Source organism: Cereibacter sediminicola (assembly GCF_007668225.1).
GTDB classification, from domain to species: Bacteria; Pseudomonadota; Alphaproteobacteria; order Rhodobacterales; family Rhodobacteraceae; genus Cereibacter_A; species Cereibacter_A azotoformans.
The window spans coordinates 80366-97792 of record NZ_VDEK01000006.1 but is presented as its reverse complement, the minus strand read 5'-3'; the positions used below and the strand labels follow the sequence as shown (position 1 = coordinate 97792).

The 17427-nt window shown below is 69.4% G+C and carries 16 protein-coding genes; all 16 read left to right on the top strand.

Going from position 1 to position 17427, the window contains the following annotated elements:
• The first annotated feature begins 80 nt into the window (after window positions 1–80).
• The 16 genes from FG154_RS06515 (at window position 81) to FG154_RS06440 (ending at window position 17421) form a co-directional block, all read left to right on the top strand.
• The gene (locus FG154_RS06515; RefSeq protein WP_145105613.1) at window positions 81–1526 is read left to right on the top strand and encodes a UDP-N-acetylmuramoyl-tripeptide--D-alanyl-D-alanine ligase; all 1446 of its coding nucleotides are present in this window, start codon (window positions 81–83) and stop codon (window positions 1524–1526) included.
• Window positions 1527–2609, top strand: a complete 1083-nt coding sequence (mraY, locus tag FG154_RS06510; protein ID WP_145105610.1) for a phospho-N-acetylmuramoyl-pentapeptide-transferase — start codon at window positions 1527–1529, stop codon at window positions 2607–2609. It abuts the gene before it with no gap.
• 109 nt (window positions 2610–2718) lie between these two features.
• A complete protein-coding gene (locus FG154_RS06505; RefSeq protein ID WP_145105607.1) occupies window positions 2719–3300 on the top strand; it encodes a BON domain-containing protein in 582 nt (193 codons plus the stop codon).
• A 106-nt stretch (window positions 3301–3406) separates the two neighbouring features.
• Window positions 3407–4804 (top strand): UDP-N-acetylmuramoyl-L-alanine--D-glutamate ligase, encoded by a 1398-nt coding sequence (murD, locus tag FG154_RS06500; protein WP_145105604.1) that lies wholly within the window; start codon window positions 3407–3409, stop codon window positions 4802–4804.
• 14 nt (window positions 4805–4818) lie between these two features.
• Window positions 4819–5295, top strand: a complete 477-nt coding sequence (locus tag FG154_RS06495; RefSeq protein ID WP_145105601.1) for a GFA family protein — start codon at window positions 4819–4821, stop codon at window positions 5293–5295.
• 115 nt (window positions 5296–5410) lie between these two features.
• Window positions 5411–6577, top strand: a complete 1167-nt coding sequence (ftsW, locus tag FG154_RS06490; RefSeq protein ID WP_145105598.1) for a putative lipid II flippase FtsW — start codon at window positions 5411–5413, stop codon at window positions 6575–6577.
• A 1-nt stretch (window position 6578) separates the two neighbouring features.
• Window positions 6579–7673, top strand: coding sequence for a UDP-N-acetylglucosamine--N-acetylmuramyl-(pentapeptide) pyrophosphoryl-undecaprenol N-acetylglucosamine transferase (locus tag FG154_RS06485; protein WP_145105595.1), 1095 nt, complete (start codon window positions 6579–6581; stop codon window positions 7671–7673).
• The gene (gene murC, locus FG154_RS06480) at window positions 7670–9082 is read left to right on the top strand and encodes a UDP-N-acetylmuramate--L-alanine ligase (protein WP_145105592.1); all 1413 of its coding nucleotides are present in this window, start codon (window positions 7670–7672) and stop codon (window positions 9080–9082) included. The genes FG154_RS06485 and murC overlap by 4 nt, the downstream gene beginning before the upstream one ends.
• 13 nt (window positions 9083–9095) lie before the next feature.
• Window positions 9096–9350 carry a DUF2484 family protein gene (locus FG154_RS06475; protein ID WP_145105589.1) on the top strand — a complete coding sequence of 85 codons (255 nt, stop codon included), beginning with the start codon at window positions 9096–9098 and terminating at the stop codon, window positions 9348–9350.
• Window positions 9347–10273, top strand: coding sequence for a UDP-N-acetylmuramate dehydrogenase (murB, locus tag FG154_RS06470; RefSeq protein WP_145105586.1), 927 nt, complete (start codon window positions 9347–9349; stop codon window positions 10271–10273). The genes FG154_RS06475 and murB overlap by 4 nt, the downstream gene beginning before the upstream one ends.
• 39 nt (window positions 10274–10312) lie before the next feature.
• Window positions 10313–11236 carry a D-alanine--D-alanine ligase gene (locus FG154_RS06465; RefSeq protein ID WP_145105583.1) on the top strand — a complete coding sequence of 308 codons (924 nt, stop codon included), beginning with the start codon at window positions 10313–10315 and terminating at the stop codon, window positions 11234–11236.
• Window positions 11224–12153, top strand: a complete 930-nt coding sequence (locus FG154_RS06460) for a cell division protein FtsQ/DivIB (RefSeq protein WP_145105580.1) — start codon at window positions 11224–11226, stop codon at window positions 12151–12153. The genes FG154_RS06465 and FG154_RS06460 overlap by 13 nt, the downstream gene beginning before the upstream one ends.
• Window positions 12150–13484 (top strand): cell division protein FtsA, encoded by a 1335-nt coding sequence (gene ftsA, locus FG154_RS06455; RefSeq protein ID WP_011907752.1) that lies wholly within the window; start codon window positions 12150–12152, stop codon window positions 13482–13484. The genes FG154_RS06460 and ftsA overlap by 4 nt, the downstream gene beginning before the upstream one ends.
• Window positions 13485–13665: 181 nt before the next feature.
• Window positions 13666–15321: a cell division protein FtsZ gene (gene ftsZ, locus FG154_RS06450; protein ID WP_145105577.1), complete on the top strand. Its 1656-nt coding sequence runs from the start codon at window positions 13666–13668 to the stop codon at window positions 15319–15321.
• Between the two features lie 228 nt (window positions 15322–15549).
• On the top strand, window positions 15550–16470 hold the full coding sequence (lpxC, locus tag FG154_RS06445) for a UDP-3-O-acyl-N-acetylglucosamine deacetylase (RefSeq protein WP_044247828.1): 921 nt from the start codon (window positions 15550–15552) through the stop codon (window positions 16468–16470).
• Between the two features lie 114 nt (window positions 16471–16584).
• Window positions 16585–17421: an outer membrane protein assembly factor BamD gene (locus tag FG154_RS06440; protein ID WP_145105574.1), complete on the top strand. Its 837-nt coding sequence runs from the start codon at window positions 16585–16587 to the stop codon at window positions 17419–17421.
• The last annotated feature ends 6 nt before the right edge of the window (window positions 17422–17427 follow it).

The window sequence follows — 17427 nt, the reverse complement described above, 5'->3', positions numbered from 1 at the left end:
TTGTCTTCATTCTCGCAGAAATATCCCGGGGGGCGCGGGGGGCTGGCCCCCCGTCTCCGCCGGCAACAGGGCCTGACGCCATGACCCCCCTCTGGACCTCCGACGAGGCCTTGGCCGCCACGGGCGGCCGCGCCACCCGCGCCTTCGCCGCGACCGGCGTCTCGATCGACAGCCGCACGCTTCGCCCGGGCGACCTCTTCGTCGCGCTGAAGGACCAGCGCGACGGCCACGAGTTCGTGGCCCAGGCGCTGGCCAACGGGGCCGCCGCGGCCCTCGTCTCGCGGGTCCCCGAAGGCCTGACCGAAGGCGCACCCCTTCTCCTCGTCCCCGACGTGCTCGAGGCGCTTGCAGCCCTCGGCCGCGCCGCCCGCGCGCGGACCCGCGCCCGCGTGGTCGGCGTGACGGGCTCGGTCGGCAAGACCTCGACCAAGGAGATGCTTCGCGCGGCGCTGCGCGGGCAAGGCACGGTCCATGCCGCCGAGGCCTCCTACAACAACCACTGGGGCGTGCCGCTCACGCTCGCGCGGATGCCGGCCGACGTCGATTTTGCCGTGATCGAGATCGGCATGAACCATCCGGGCGAGATCGCGCCGCTCGCGCGCCTGGCCCGTCCGCATCTGGCGCTCATCACCACGGTCGCCCCCGCCCATCTCGAGGCCTTCGAGAGCGTCGCGGCCATTGCCGAAGAAAAGGCCGCGATCCTCGAGGGGCTCGAGCCCGGAGGCCTCGCGATCCTGCCCGCCGATCTCGAGGTGACGCCGGTCCTGGCGGCGCGGGCCTCGGCGCTCGGCGTGCCGGCCGTGACCTTCGGCCAGTCCGGCGCGGCCGACTGGCGCCTCTCCGACATCCAGATCACGCCCGAGGCCACCATCGCCCGCGCCAGCCACGCCGACCGGACCTTTCTCTTCAAGGTGCTGACGCCGGGGCGGCATTTCGCGGCCAACGCGCTCGCCGTGCTGGCCGCCGCCGAGGCGCTGGGCCTCGACCTCACCATCACCGCCTGCGATCTCGGCCTCTGGTCGCCGCCCGCCGGGCGCGGCACGCGCGAGCGCATCGCCCTCGATCCGGTGGACGAGGCAGGCTTCGACCTGATCGACGATGCCTTCAACGCCAACCCGGCCTCGGTCGCGGCCAGTCTCGAGCTGCTGGCCGCGATGGCGCCGACCGACGGGGTGGGGCGCATCTCGACCGGGCGGCGCATCGCGATTCTCGGCGACATGCTCGAGCTGGGCCCGACCGAAGCCGAGCTTCACCGGGCCATCGCCGAGCACCCTGCGCTGGCCGGCATCGCGCTTGTCCATTGCGTCGGGCCGCGGATGCGGGCCCTGCACGAGGCGCTGCCCCGCCGCCAGCGCGGCGAGTGGGTCGAGACGGCGGCCGAGCTGGTGCCGAGGGCGCGGCTGCTGGTCGATGCCGGCGACATCGTGCTGGTGAAGGGCTCGAAGGGGATCAAGGTCAGCCTGGTGGTTGACGCGCTCCGCAAACTGGGTCAGTCCGGCCCATCCAGGACCCGAGGGGCCGAGTAGATGCTGTACACCCTGACCGCCTTCTCCGATGGCGGCGACATTTTCAACCTGTTCCGCTACCTGACCTTCCGGGCGGGAGCGGCCTTCTTCACCGCCCTGATCTTCGGCTTCCTCTTCGGCCGTCCGCTGATCGACTTCCTGCGCCGCAAGCAGGGCAAGGGCCAGCCGATCCGCGACGACGGGCCGGCCACCCATTTCGTCAAGGCCGGCACGCCCACGATGGGGGGGCTGCTGATCCTCTCGTCGCTGGTGGTCTCGACCCTTCTGTGGGCGCGGCTCGACAACCCCTACGTCTGGATCGTGCTGCTGGTGACGGTGGCCTTCGGACTGATCGGCTTTGCCGACGACTATGCCAAGGTCAAGAAGCAGAACACCAAGGGCGTTTCGGGGCGTGTGCGCTTCCTGATCGGCCTTGCGATTGCCGCCATCGCTGCCACGGCGGCCGCATGGTTCCATCCGCCGAACCTGACGCTTCAGCTGGCCATGCCCTTCTTCAAGGATGCGCTGGTCAATCTCGGCTGGTTCTTCGTGCCCTTCGCCATGGTGGTGATCGTGGGCGCGGCCAATGCGGTGAACCTGACCGACGGGCTCGACGGGCTGGCCATCATGCCGGTGATGATCGCGGGCACCACGCTCGGCGTGATCGCCTATGTGGTCGGCAACTTCAACCTGACCGATTATCTCGGCGTCCATTTCGTGCCCGGCACCGGGGAACTGCTGATCTTCACCTCGGCGCTCGTGGGCGGGGGGCTGGGCTTCCTGTGGTACAACGCCCCTCCGGCCGCGGTCTTCATGGGGGATACGGGCTCTCTGGCGCTTGGCGGCGCGCTGGGTGCGATCGCGGTCTGCACCAAGCACGAGATCGTGCTGGCGATCGTGGGCGGCCTCTTCGTGACCGAGGCGCTGTCCGTCATCATCCAGGTGCTCTATTTCAAGCGCACCGGGCGGCGCGTGTTCCTGATGGCCCCGATCCACCACCATTTCGAGAAGAAGGGTTGGGCCGAGCCGCAGATCGTGATCCGCTTCTGGATCATCTCGCTGATCCTCGCCCTGATCGGCCTCTCGACGCTCAAGCTGCGCTGAGGGGCCCGCCCTTTCAGACCTTTCGCGCCCGGCCCTGCCGGGCGTTTTTCTGTTCGGGAACAAGCCCGCCCCGCCGTCCGTTTTCCTGCCGCAACACGAGGAGAACGACATGGCAAAGGCGCCGCACGAGAGTCCCGAGGAAGGCGACCCGAAGGATCCCTACGCCACCGGCGATGCGGCGCGGCCCGGCTCGGCCACGATGGCCGACCGTGAGTCCGAGCCCGAGCGCGACATCGAGGATACCGGCCGCACCGACGCCTCGGGCTACGACGTGGACCCGCCGCCGGATGCCGTGACCCGCCACAGCCACGACATCGGCCTGTCGGACGAGGATGCCGCGCATCAGGGCTGGCGCGAGTTCGACAGCACCACGGAATGGGAGGGCGACGAGCCCTATCCGGCCGAGCCCGCGACCGAGGATGAGGAGGCCGCCGAGGAAGAGGCGCTGGAAGACGAGGATCTGTCGGACGATACCGGCGAAGCGGCCCCGGTGGCCGATCTGGCCGAGGCGGTGACGGCGGTGCTCGAGGACGATCCCGGGATCGACGTGACCGATCTTTCGATCGAGGTGCGGGGGGCCACGGTCATCCTGCGCGGCAGTGCGGGCAGCGCCGAGGATCGCGAGCGCGCGGCCGAGCGTGCGGCGCGCGTTCCGGGCGTGCGCTCGGTGGACAACGAACTGTCGGTCTGACCGGCCTGCGGGGCGGGCCCGGCCGGAGGGGGGGGGAGGGCGGCGCCTTGCACCTCTCCGCATCCGGCTTCATTCTCCGGCCCGACCTGCAGAAGGATGCGCCAGAATGATTCCCGTCCGTGGCCTCGAGGGCCGAAAGGTGGCCGTGCTGGGCCTTGGCCGCTCGGGCCTTGCCACCGCCCGCGCGCTGCGAGCCGGGGGCGCCGAACCGCTCCTCTGGGACGACAGTCCCGAGGCGCGGGCCAATGCCGAGGCGCAGGGCTTCGCCGCCACGGATCTCACGCGCGATCGGGCCTTCGAGGGCGTGGCGCTGCTTGTGACCAGCCCCGGCATTCCGCATCTCTATCCCGCGCCGAACCCGGTGATCGCCCGCGCGATGGCCGCAGGCGTGCCGGTGGACAATGACATCGGCCTCTTCTTCCGCAGCTTTGCCACGCGCGACTGGGACGCGTTCGACCAGATGCCGCGGGTGGTGTGCGTCACCGGCTCGAACGGCAAGTCCACCACGACCGCGCTGATCCATCACATCCTCGCCGAGAGCGGGCGGCCCACGCAGATGGCGGGCAACATCGGCCGGGGTGTCCTCGATCTCGACCCGGCCCGCGACGGCGAGGTGGTGGTGCTGGAACTCTCCTCCTACCAGACCGATCTGGCGCGCGCGCTGACGCCGGATGTGGCGGTCTTCACCAACCTCTCACCCGACCATCTGGACCGCCACGGCGGGATGGGCGGCTATTTCGCGGCCAAGCGCCGGCTTTTTGCCGAAGGGGGGCCGGACCGGGCCGTGATCGGCGTGGACGAGCCCGAGGGCCTCTATCTCGCGGGCCAGCTGTCGGTCGCGCCCGAGGACGACCGGGTGATCCGCATCTCGGCCGGCCAGAAGCTCGAGCGGTTCGGCTGGTCGGTCTTTGCCCGCAAGGGCTTTCTGGCGGAATGGCGCAAGGGTCGGCAGATGGCCTCGATCGACCTGCGCGCCATGCCGGGCCTGCCCGGCGCGCACAACCACCAGAACGCTTGCGCCGCCTACGCCGCCTGCCGGACGCTGGGTCTTGCGCCGCGCCAGATCGAGGAGGCGCTCGGCTCGTTCAAGGGGCTGCCGCACCGGAGCCAGCTGGTCGGCGAGCGAAACGGCGTGCGCTTCGTGAACGATTCCAAGGCGACGAACGTGGACAGCGCGGCCAAGGCGCTGCAGGCCTTCCCGAAGATCCGCTGGATCGCGGGGGGCCTGGGCAAGGATGGCGGGATCGCGGCGCTGCGTCCGCATCTCGAGGCGGTGGTGAAGGCCTATCTCATCGGCCATTCGGCGCGGGACTTCGCGCTGCAGATGGGGGCGACGGACCACGAGATCTGCGAGACGATGGACCGGGCGGTCGCCCGCGCGGCCGAGGAGGCGCAGCCGGGAGAGGTGGTGCTGCTGGCCCCGGCCGCCGCGAGCTTCGACCAGTATCCGAACTTCGAGAAGCGCGGCGAGGATTTCATGGAGCGGGTGAAGGCGCTTCTTTGACAGGGGAGGGGATCATGGAAGGCGGATGCACCTGCGGCGAGGTCCGCTACCGGCTGACGGAGCGCCCTCTGTTCGTCCATTGCTGCCACTGCAGCTGGTGCCAGCGCGAGACCGGCAGCGCCTTTGCGCTGAACGCGCTGATCGAGACCGAGCGCGTCAGCCTTTTGCAGGGCGCGCCCGAGATGGGGACGATCCCCTCGGCCTCGGGTCAGGGGCAGGAGGTGGCTCGCTGCCCGTCCTGCCGGACCGCCCTCTGGAGCCACTACGGGGGGACTGGGCGTCTGATGGCCTTCGTGCGGGTGGGCGCCCTCGACACGCCCGAGGCCTGCCCGCCCGACATCCACATCTACACCGCGACGCGGCTGCCTTGGGTCGTCCTCGACGACCGCGTGCCGGCGATGGAGGGCTACTACCGGCGCAGCGCCCATTGGCCCGCCGAAAGCCTCGCCCGGTTCGAGGGGATCAAGGCGCGCCTGACCGCCTCGGGCTGAGCGGGCCGATCCCGGCGGAGGCCGCCTTTCCGCTGGCCTTGAACGGAAGATTTGGCTAGAGTTTTCACCAGACCCGGCAAACGGGCGGACGAGGCAGTGCAGGCGGATTTTTCCCATGACTGAGATGGTCTATGGCTCCATGCCCGTTCGGGCGACCGAGCCGGTTCTTCCCCGCTGGTGGCGCACCATCGACAAGTGGTCGCTCACGTCGATTCTGGTGCTGTTCGGGATCGGGCTGCTGCTCGGCCTTGCGGCCTCGGTGCCGCTGGCGACGCGCAACGGGCTGGATCCGTTCTACTATGTGCAGCGGCAGGCCTTCTTCGGCGGCATGGCCATCCTGGCGATGTTCGCCGTCTCGATGATGTCGCCCGACATGGTGCGCCGGCTGGGCGTGGTGGGATTTGCAGGCGCCTTCGTGGCGCTGCTGCTGCTGCCCTTCTTCGGGACCGACTTCGGCAAGGGCGCGGTGCGCTGGTTCTCGTTCGGCTTCGCCTCGGTGCAGCCGTCCGAGTTCCTCAAGCCCGGCTTCGTGATCCTCGGCGCCTGGCTGATGGCCGCGAGCCAGGAGCTGAACGGCCCGCCGGGCAAGAGCTTTTCCTTCGCGCTGACGACGGTGATCGTGCTGCTTCTGGCCATGCAGCCCGACTTTGGTCAGGCGGCGCTGGTCCTGTTCAGCTGGAGCGTGATGTATTTCGTGGCCGGCGCGCCCATGACGCTGATCGCGATCATCATGGGGCTGGTAGGTGCGGGCGCCTTCTTCGCCTACAACTCGTCCGAGCATTTCGCGCGCCGGATCGACGGCTTCCTGACGCCCGAGGTCGATCCGCGCACCCAGCTCGGCTATGCGACGAACGCCATCCAGGAGGGCGGCTTCTTCGGCGTGGGCGTGGGCGAGGGGCAGGTGAAATGGTCGCTGCCCGACGCGCACACCGACTTCATCATCGCGGTCGCGGCCGAGGAATACGGGCTGATCCTCGTGCTCTGCATCATCGCGCTTTACGGCACGGTGACGGTGCGGAGCCTCTTCCGCCTGATGCGCGAGCGCGACCCCTTCATCCGGCTGGCGGGCACCGGGCTTGCCTGCATCTTCGGCGTGCAGGCGATGATCAACATGGGCGTGGCGGTGCGTCTGCTGCCCGCCAAGGGCATGACGCTGCCCTTCGTCAGCTACGGCGGCTCGTCGGTGATCGCGGCGGGCGTCACGGTGGGGATGCTGCTTGCCATGACCCGGACCCGGCCGCAGGGCGAGATCGGCGACATCCTCTTCAAGCGGGGGCGGTGACATGGGCCAGCCGCTCCTCCTGATCGCGGCGGGAGGGACGGGGGGGCACATGTTCCCTGCTCAGGCCCTGGCCGAGGCGATGGTCCGCCGCGGCTGGCGCGTGAAGCTGTCCACCGACGCGCGCGGCGCCCGTTATGCCGGGGGCTTTCCCCATGTGGTCGAGATCGACCAGGTCAGCTCGGCCACCTTCGCGCGCGGCGGGGCGCTGGCCCGGGCGCTGGTGCCGGCCCGCATCGCGGCGGGCGTCGCCTCGGCCGTAGTGGGCTTCCTGCGCGACCGGCCCGCGGTGGTGGTGGGCTTCGGCGGCTATCCGTCGATCCCCGCGCTGTCAGCGGCCGTCACGTTGCGCCTGCCGCGGATGATCCATGAACAGAACGGCGTGCTCGGCCGGGTGAACCGGCTCTTTGCGCCGCGGGTGGATGCGGTCTGCTGCGGCACCTGGCCCACCGATCTGCCCGAGGGGGTCGAGGGTTATTACACCGGCAACCCCGTGCGCGCCGCCGTGCTCGAGCGGGCGGCGGCCCCCTACATCACCCCCGGCGACTATCCGATGAGCCTGGTCGTCATCGGTGGCAGCCAGGGGGCGCGGATCCTGTCGGACGTGGTGCCCGAGGCCATCGCGCGCCTGCCGCGCGAGATCCTCGGCAATCTCCGCATCGCCCATCAGGCCCGCGAAGAGGATGTGGCGCGCGTGACCGAAGCCTATGACGCGGCGGGGCTTCTGGCCGAGGTGAAGACCTTCTTCACCGACATCCCGCGCCGCCTCTCGGAGGCGCAGCTGGTGGTCTCGCGTTCGGGCGCCTCGTCGGTGGCCGACATCTCGATCATCGGCCGGCCCGCGATCCTCGTGCCCTTCGCGGCCGCCACCGCCGACCACCAGACCGCGAACGCGCGCGGCCTCGTCGAGGCCGAGGCCGCGATCCTCATCCCGGAATCGGCGCTTGACCCCGGCGCGCTCTCGGAGCACATCGCCGCGGTGCTGTCGCAGCCCGAGGCGGCGCGGCAGATGGCGCGCAATGCGCTGGCCCACGGCCGCCCCGATGCCACCGAGCGTCTGGTCGAGGTGGTGGAGCATCTGGCAAGGAAAGAGACATGAACGCCGCAACCAAGCTGCCGGGGGAACTCGGCCCCATCCATTTCGTCGGGATCGGCGGCATCGGCATGTCGGGGATCGCCGAGGTGCTGATGACGCTGGGCTATCGGGTGCAGGGCTCGGACGCCAAGGCCTCGAAGATCACCGACCGGCTGGTCAGCCTCGGCGCCACCTTCTTCGAGGGCCAGCGCGCGCAGAACCTCGGCGACGCCGGTGTGGTGGTGATCTCGTCCGCGATCAAGAAGGGCAACCCCGAGCTTGAGGAGGCCCGCCGCCGTGGCCTGCCCGTGGTGCGCCGCGCCGAGATGCTGGCGGAACTGATGCGCCTGCGCTCGAACATCGCGATCGCGGGCACCCACGGCAAGACCACCACGACGACGATGGTGGCGACGCTGCTGGACAAGGGCGGCTTCGATCCCACCGTCATCAACGGCGGCGTGATCCACGCCTATGGCTCGAACGCGCGCGCGGGCGCCGGCGAGTGGATGGTGGTCGAGGCCGACGAATCGGACGGCTCGTTCAACCGCCTGCCCGCCACCATCGCCATCGTGACCAACATCGATCCCGAACACATGGAGCACTGGGGCTCGTTCGACGCGCTGCGCAAGGGCTTTTACGACTTCGTCACCAACATCCCCTTCTACGGGCTGGCCGTCTGCTGCACCGACCACCCCGAGGTGCAGGCGCTGGTGGGCCGCGTCACCGACCGGCGGATCGTGACCTTCGGCTTCAACGCGCAGGCCGACGTGCGCGCGATCAACCTGCGCTACGAGAACGGTACCGCGCATTTCGACGTGGCGCTGCAGGGCGAGGGCGAGGGGCGCGTCATCGAGGGCATGACGCTGCCGATGCCGGGCGACCACAATGTCTCGAACGCGCTGGCGGCGGTGGCCGTGGCGCGGCACCTCGGGATGAAGAAGGACGAGATCCGCGAGGCTCTGGCCGCCTTTGGCGGCGTCAACCGGCGCTTCACCAAGGTGGGCGAGGTCGGCGGCGTGACCATCATCGACGATTATGGCCACCATCCGGTCGAGATCGCCGCCGTTCTCCGGGCGGCGCGGCAGGCGGTGAAGGGGCGGGTGATCGCGGTGCATCAGCCGCACCGCTACAGCCGGCTGCACTCGCTGTTCGACGACTTCTGCACCTGCTTCAACGAGGCCGACGTGGTGGCCATCGCCGAGGTCTATGCCGCGGGCGAGACCCCGATCGCGGGGGCGAGCCGGGACGATCTGGTGGCGGGGCTGATCGCCCACGGCCACCGGCACGCGCGCGCCATCCTGTGCGAGGACGATCTCGAGCGTCTGGTGCGCGAGCAGGCCCGGCCGGGCGACATGGTCGTCTGCCTCGGGGCGGGCACGATCTCGGTCTGGGCCAACAACCTGCCTGCACGGCTGATGGGGAGGGCGGCGTGAGCCGCCGGTGATGATGGGCGCGCCGCTTATCCTGTCGGGACTCTGGGTGGTGGCCGCGCTGGCGGCGGCGCACCTGCCCGTGCGCCTGCACCGGACGGGACTTGCGCTGCTCGTGGCCGTGGGCATCCCGCTTCTGGGCTGGGTGACCTACCGGCACGGGCCCGTCCTGGGAATGCTGGCGCTGATCCTGGGCTCGGCGAGCCTCTACTGGCCGGTGGGCCGGTTCCTGATCCGCCTGCGTCGCCGCCCGCCGGAGCATGCCGAATGATGCCACCCGTCCGCGGCACCCTCACCGAGGGGCGGCCGCTTGCCGATCTGACATGGCTTCGCGTGGGCGGGCCGGCCGACTGGCTGTTCCAGCCCGCCGATGAGGAGGATCTGGCCAGCTTTCTTGCGGCGCTCGATCCGGCGGTGCCGGTCTTTCCGATGGGGGTGGGCTCGAACCTCATCGTCCGCGACGGGGGGCTGCGCGCGGTGGTGATCCGCCTGGGCCGCGGTTTCAACGGCATCCGGGTCGAGGGCGAGCGCGTGATCGCGGGGGCCGCGGCGCTCGATGCCCATGTGGCGCGCCGTGCGGCCGAGGCGGGGCGCGACCTGACCTTCCTGCGCACGATCCCCGGCACGATCGGCGGGGCGGTGCGGATGAACGCGGGCTGCTACGGCAGCTATGTCGCCGACCATCTGATCGAGGTGCGGGCCATCACGCGCGAGGGCAGGGCGGTGACGCTGCCGGCCGCCGATCTGGGCCTTGCCTACCGCCAGAGCCGGCTGCCCGAAGGTTGGGTGCTGGTCGAGGCCACCTTCCGGGCCGAGGCCGGCGATCCGGCGGCGCTGGCCCGCCGCATGGACGAGCAGATCGCGCGGCGTGATTCGAGCCAGCCCACGCGCGAGCGGAGCGCGGGCTCCACCTTCCGCAATCCGGCGGGATTCTCCTCCACGGGCCGGGCCGACGACACGCATGAGTTGAAGGCCTGGAAGCTGATCGACGAGGCCGGGATGCGCGGTGCGCGCCGCGGCGGCGCCCAGATGAGCGAGATGCACTCGAACTTCCTGATCAACGCGGGCGGCGCCACGGCGGCCGATCTCGAAGGTTTGGGAGAGGAAGTGATAAAAAGGGTTTTCCAAAGCTCGGGAATAGAGCTACAGTGGGAAATCATGCGGGTCGGCGAAGAGCCCGTTAACAAACAATAATAACGCGTCTTCAGGACGCGGCTGAGGCGGAAGAGATACATGGCGGGACGGTCCGGCAGGACGTTCCCCAGGGTTGCTGTGCTGATGGGTGGGGCCTCGTCCGAACGCGAGGTGTCGCTTTCGTCGGGTCATTCGTGCAGCGCGGCCCTGAGGGACGCAGGCTATGAGGTGACGGAGGTCGATGCCGGCCCCGACCTCGCCCGCGTGCTTGCCGAAGTGCAGCCCGATGCGGTCTTCAACGCGCTCCACGGCCGCTGGGGCGAGGATGGCTGCGTGCAGGGCCTGCTCGAGTGGCTGCGCATTCCCTATACCCATTCCGGCGTGCTGGCCTCGGCGCTGGCGATGGACAAGGCGCGGGCGAAGGAAGTCTTTGCCGCGGCCGGCCTGCCCGTCACGCAAAGCGTCATAGCCACCCCCGACGAGGTGCAGGCGGGCCATGTCCTGCCGCCGCCCTATGTGGTCAAGCCGAACTGCGAAGGGTCCTCGGTGGGGGTCTATATCGTGCAGGCGGATGCCAACGGCCCGCCGCGCCTTGCGCCCGACATGCCGCGCGATCTGATGGTCGAGACCTACGTTCCGGGGCGCGAGCTGACCGTGACCGTGATGGGCGACCGGGCCCTTGCGGTGACCGACATCGTGACCGACGGCTGGTATGACTACGACGCCAAGTATCGCCCGGGCGGATCGCGGCACGTGGTGCCTGCAGACCTTCCCGCCGAGATCAGCGACGCCTGTTTGGATATCGCGCTGCGCGCCCATCGCGCGCTCGGCTGCCGGGGCATCTCGCGGTCGGACCTGCGGTGGGACGAGGCGCGCGGGGCCGAAGGGCTGATCCTGCTCGAGACCAACACCCAGCCGGGCATGACGCCCACCTCGCTCTCGCCCGAGCAGGCGGCCCATTGCGGTCTCTCCTTCCCCGAGTTCTGCGCCTGGATGGTGGAGGACGCCTCGTGCAATCGTTGAGCTTTCCGCCCAGCCGACGCGATCCCAGAGGCGCCCCGCCACCGCGCCGCGACCCCGGCCGCCGCGATCCCGCACCCTCCCGCTGGGCCTATCGCGCGCAGCGGCTCTGGCTGACGCCGCTGTTCCGCACCTCGCTGCGCGTGGGGCTGCCCATCCTTGGCGTCGTTCTGGTGATCGCGCTGATCTTCGCCAGCGCCGACCGCCGCGCCGCCATCGCGGGGTCCTTCACCGGGCTGGTGGACAGCTTCCAGCAACGCCCCGAGTTCATGGTGACGCTGCTCGCCGTCGATGGGGCCTCGCCCGAACTGTCGGACCGCATCCGCGCGACGCTGGCGCTCAAGCTGCCGCTCAGCTCGTTCGACATCGACCTGACCGCCGCCCGCGCCCGGATCGAGAGCATCGACGCGGTGGCGCAGGCCGATGTGCGCGTGCGCTCGGGCGGGGTGCTCGAGGTGCGGGTGACCGAGCGCGAGCCCTCGATCATCTGGCGCCGGGCCGCAAATCTCGTGCTGCTCGACGAGACCGGCCGGCGGGTGGACGATCTCGCCTTCCGCAGCGAGCGCGCCGACCTGGCCGTGATCGCGGGCGAGGGGGCCGAGCGCGCCGTTCCCGAGGCGCTCGAGATCCTGTCCGCCGCGCGCCCGATCCTGAACCGGGTCCGCGGGCTCGTCCGCATGGGCGAGCGGCGCTGGGACATCGTGCTCGACCGCGGGCAGCGCGTTCTGCTGCCCGTCGAGGACCCCGTGGCGGCCGTCGAGCGGATGATCGCGCTCGACGAAGCCGAGGATCTGCTGGACCGCGACGTGATTTCCGTCGACCTGCGCATCAAGGACCGTCCCGTGCTGCGGCTTGCGCCCTACGCACTGCGGGAAGTCCGCCGCGCGCGGGGCATTGATACAAGTGGAAGCGACCTATGACCGATCTCTACCAGTCCCAGCGCGCCATGCGGAACATGCGCCGAGCCGCGATGCAGCGGGGGGTGATCGCGATCCTCGATGTGGGCTCGTCCAAGATCACCTGCCTGATCCTGCGCTTCGACGGGCCGGACCGGCTGCGGGAACATGACGGGGTGGGCCCGATGGCCGGCCAGTCCTCGTTCCGGGTGATCGGCGCGGCCACCACCCGCTCGCGCGGGGTGCATTTCGGCGAGATCTCGGTGATGAACGAGACCGAGCGCGCGATCCGCACGGCCGTTCAGGCGGCGCAGAAGATGGCGAACGTCCGGGTGGATCACGTCATCGCCTGCTTTGCCGGGGCCGATCCGCGAAGCTACGGGCTGGCCGGCGAGTGGGAACTGCAGGATTCGGTCGTGACCGAGCAGGATGTGGCCCGAGTCATGGCGGCCTGCGACGTGCCTGATTTCGGGCCGGGGCGCGAGGTGCTGCACGCCCAGCCCGTGAACTTCGCGCTGGACCACCGCACCGGCCTTGGCGATCCGCGCGGGCAGATCGGCAACCGGCTGGCGGTGGACATGCACCTCCTCACCGTCGAGGCCGACGCGATCCAGAACCTGCTGCACTGCATCAAGCGGTGCGATCTGGAACTGGCCGGGATCGCCTCGTCGGCTTACGTCTCGGGCATCTCGAGCCTTGTCGAGGATGAGCAGGAACTGGGTGCCGCCTGCATCGACATGGGTGGAGGCGCGACTGGCATCTCGATCTTCATCAAGAAGCACATGATCTTTGCCGACTCGGTCCGCATGGGTGGCGATCATGTGACGTCGGACATTTCCAAGGGCCTGCAGGTGCCGCTGGCGACGGCCGAGAAGATCAAGACCCTGCACGGGGGCGTGGTGGCCACCGGCATGGACGACCGCGAGATGATCGACATCGGCGCCGACACCGGCGACTGGGACAAGGACCGCCGCACGGTGAGTCGCGCCGAACTGATCGGCATCATGCGACCCCGCGTCGAGGAGATCCTCGAGGAGGCGCGCGCGCGGCTCGATGCGGCGGGTTTCGAGCATCTGCCGAGCCAGCAGATCGTGATCACCGGCGGCGGCAGCCAGATCCCCGGCCTCGACGGGCTGGCTGCGCGCATCCTCGGCCAGCGCGTGCGCCTCGGCCGTCCGCTCCGGGTGCAGGGGCTGCCCCAGCAGGTCACCGGGCCGGGCTTTTCCTCGGCCGTGGGGCTGTGCCTCTTCGCGGCCCATCCGCAGGACGAGTGGTGGGATTTCGAGATCCCGGCCGAGCGGTACCCCGCCCGCTCGCTTCGGAGGGCGATCAAATGGTTCAAGGACAACTGGTAACCCCCAGATCCTGCGTTCTCAGCGAAATACCGCTTATGCGGATCCTGCCTCTCCCACATTTTGTGGGTGATTAGCCTTTTTTTGATGACGACTCCGGCGTCTGCCGGTAAGGTTCGATCTAATGCGGAAAGGGCGCGCTGCTGAACGCGCCGAGGGACAACGACAAGCAGGCGGATTGGCAATGGCACTCAACCTCATGATGAACAACTCGCGTGAAGAGCTGAAGCCGCGCATCACCGTGTTCGGTGTGGGCGGTGCCGGCGGCAATGCCGTCAACAACATGATCGAGCAGCAGCTGGAGGGGGTCGAGTTCGTCGTGGCGAACACCGACGCGCAGGCCCTTCAGCAGAGCCGCGCCACCTCGAAGATCCAGATGGGCGTGAAGGTCACCGAGGGGCTCGGCGCGGGCGCCCGTCCCTCGGTCGGCGCCGCCGCGGCCGAGGAGACGATCGAGGAGATCGTCGATCACCTCGCCGGCGCGCACATGTGCTTCATCACCGCCGGCATGGGCGGCGGCACCGGCACCGGCGCCGCCCCGATCATCGCACAGGCCGCGCGCGAGCTGGGCGTGCTGACCGTGGGCGTCGTGACCAAGCCGTTCCAGTTCGAGGGCGCCAAGCGGATGCGTCAGGCCGAGGATGGCATCGACGCGCTGCAGAAGGTGGTCGATACCCTCATCATCATCCCGAACCAGAACCTCTTCCGTCTGGCGAACGAGCGCACGACCTTCACCGAGGCCTTCGCCATGGCCGACGACGTTCTCTATCAGGGTGTGAAGGGCGTGACCGACCTGATGGTGCGGCCGGGCCTGATCAACCTCGACTTCGCCGACGTGCGCGCCGTGATGGACGAGATGGGCAAGGCCATGATGGGCACCGGCGAGGCGATGGGCGAGGATCGCGCCCTTCAGGCCGCCGAGAAGGCCATCGCGAACCCGCTGCTCGACGAGATCAGCCTCAATGGCGCCAAGGGTGTGCTCATCAACATCACCGGCGGCTACGACCTCACGCTGTTCGAACTGGACGAGGCGGCGAACGTCATCCGCGAGAAGGTGGACTCGGACGCCAACATCATCGTCGGCTCGACCCTCGACACCTCGATGGAAGGCATGATCCGCGTCTCGGTCGTGGCGACCGGCATCGACGCGACCAAGCCCGCGCAGGACATGCCGGTGCCGCGCCGCTCGATGGCCGCGCCGCTGCCGGCCAGCTTCTCGGCGCCCGAGCCGGCGCCGCAGCCCGCCCCGCGCCGTGAGGCGCCGCAGCCTGTTGCCGCCGCCCCCGCGGCTCCGCAGCCCGCGCCCCAGCCGACCGCGCCGCAGCCCGCGCCTGAGCCGATGGCCAACCACTTCGATCCGTCCGCGAACCGGCCGTATGAGTCGGACCACTACGCCGACGAGGACGAGCTGCCGCCGCCGGCCTACCGCCCGCAGCCGCAACCCCAGCCGCGCGCGACCAACGTGCATGAACAGGATGCGGCCGCCTATGTGGCGCCCCGTCCGCGCGCGCCCGGCCAGCCCTCGCCCGAGGCGCTCGCCCGCCTGCAGGCCGCGGTGAACAAGAACCCCGCCCAGAGCCGTCCCAGCATGGCTGCGGGTCTGCATCGCCCCGCCGCGCCGGCCCCCCGTCCGGCGGCCGCCGCCTCGGCCGAGAAGCCGCGGTTCGGCATCGGCTCGCTCATCAACCGGATGGCCGGGCACGGCGAGCAGCAGCCCGAGCCGCGGGTGCAGCCGTCGCGCCAGCAGCCGCCGGTGACCACCTACGAGGACGAGCCGGAGCTTTCCGCCGATCAGGAGCGGATCGAGATCCCGGCCTTCCTGCGGCGTCAGGCAAACTGATCCGTTCACATCTCTCTTTTGAAAGGCCCGGCTTGTCCGGGCCTTTTTCTTTGTGAAACCAAAGCCTTGTGCGCGGCGTTGGCTTTCTCTACGGAAAAGGCGGCCCTGTGTTACATCCGGTCACAAAGAGTGAGTTGAGAAGAAATGCGCGACATCTTAACTCACGATGGCAAGACGGACCCGAGCCGTCGGCGAGAACCGGATCACAAGCCGGAAAGGAACCAGGCCGTGCAGTGCACCTTGAAATCCGCAGCGAAATTCACCGGCGTCGGGCTCCATTCCGGCGAGCCTGTCCGCATGGTCGTCAAGCCCGCCTCGGCCGACTACGGCATCTGGTTCCGGCGCGTTGACATCACCTCGGGCGATGCGCTGATCCCGGCGCGCTGGGATGCGGTGGTGCCGTCACGGCTCTGCACGCTCATTGCCAACCCGTCCGGCGTCACCGTCTCGACCATCGAGCATGTGATGGCGGCCCTTGCCGGCTGCGGCATCCACAATGCGCTGATCGAGATCGACGGCCCCGAGGTTCCGATCCTCGACGGCTCGTCCGTGCCCTTCGTCGAGGCCTTCCTGGCCCGCGGCATCCGCGAGCAGGCCGAGCCCGTGCGCGCCATCCGCATCCTCGAGCCGGTGGAAGTGCGCGAGGGCGAAGCCGTCGCCCGGCTGGAGCCCGCCGACGAGTTCGAGATCGACTTCTCGATCGACTTTGCCGAGACCGCCATCGGCCGTCAGGAAAAGTCGCTGAACATGGCCAACGGCGCCTTCGTGCGCGAGCTGTGCGACAGCCGCACCTTCTGCCGTCAGGCGGATGTGGATGCGATGCGGGCGAACGGTCTCGCCCTCGGCGGCACCTTCGAGAATGCCGTCGTGTTCGAGGGCGACCGGATCCTCTCGCCGGGCGGCCTGCGCCATGCCGACGAGCCGGTGCGCCACAAGATGCTCGACGCGCTCGGCGACCTTTCGCTGGCCGGTGGCCCGATCATCGGCCGCTACACCGGCATCCGCGCCGGCCATGCGCTGACCAACCGGCTGCTGCGGGCCCTGTTCGCCCGCCGCGAGGCCTTCCGTCTGGTGGATTGCGGGCTGATGGTGGGCTGCAAGCTGCCCGGTGTCGGCGTCCATCGGTCGGACATCCCTGCACTGCGCTGATCCTGGCGACGGGGCGCAAAGGCGTTTTGCGCCCCGGATTTTTCTGTGCTAGGAACCGGGCAAACAGCTGTCGGGCCCCGGCCCGGCAGGGCAGAGGGCAGAGGTAAGCGGAACATGGTGAAGTCTGGCGCGCGGATGCTCGGCACGGCCCTCTGTGTCGCGCTTCTGACCGGCTGTGGCGGTGGCAGCCAGAAAGAGCCGCCCCTCGAGAATTTCACCGCCGAACAGATCTACCAGCGCGGCGAATACGAACTCGAGGCGCAGACGAAGCCCGATCGCGCGATCCGCTACTTCTCGGAGGTGGAGCGGCTTTATCCCTATACGGAATGGGCCAAGCGCGCGCTGATCATGCAGGCCTACAGCTACCACAAGGCCAAGAACTACGAAGAGGCCCGCGGCGCGGCGCAGCGGTTCCTCGACTTCTATCCGGGCGACGAGGATGCGGCCTATGCGCAGTATCTGCTGGCCCTGTCCTATTACGACCAGATCGACGAGGTCGGCCGCGACCAGGGCCTGACCTTCCAGGCGTTGCAGGCGCTGCGCGTGGTGATCGAACAATATCCCGACAGCGAATATGCGCAGTCGGCGATCCTCAAGTTCGACCTCGCCTTCGACCATCTCGCCGCGAAAGAGATGGAGATCGGCCGCTACTACCTCAAGCGTGGCCACTATTCGGCGGCCATCAACCGCTTCCGCACCGTGGTCGAGGACTTCCAGACCACCACCCACACGGCCGAGGCGCTGCACCGGCTGGTCGAGAGCTATCTCGCGCTCGGCCTGCCGAACGAGGCGCAGACGGCGGGCGCGATCCTCGGGCACAACTACCGCTCGAGCCCCTTCTACGAAGACAGCTACAAACTGCTGACCGGCCGCGGTCTGGCGATGGAGGCGCGGGGCGACAGCTGGCTTGCCAAGGTCTATCGCCAGATGATCCGCGGCGAGTGGCTCTGACGCACC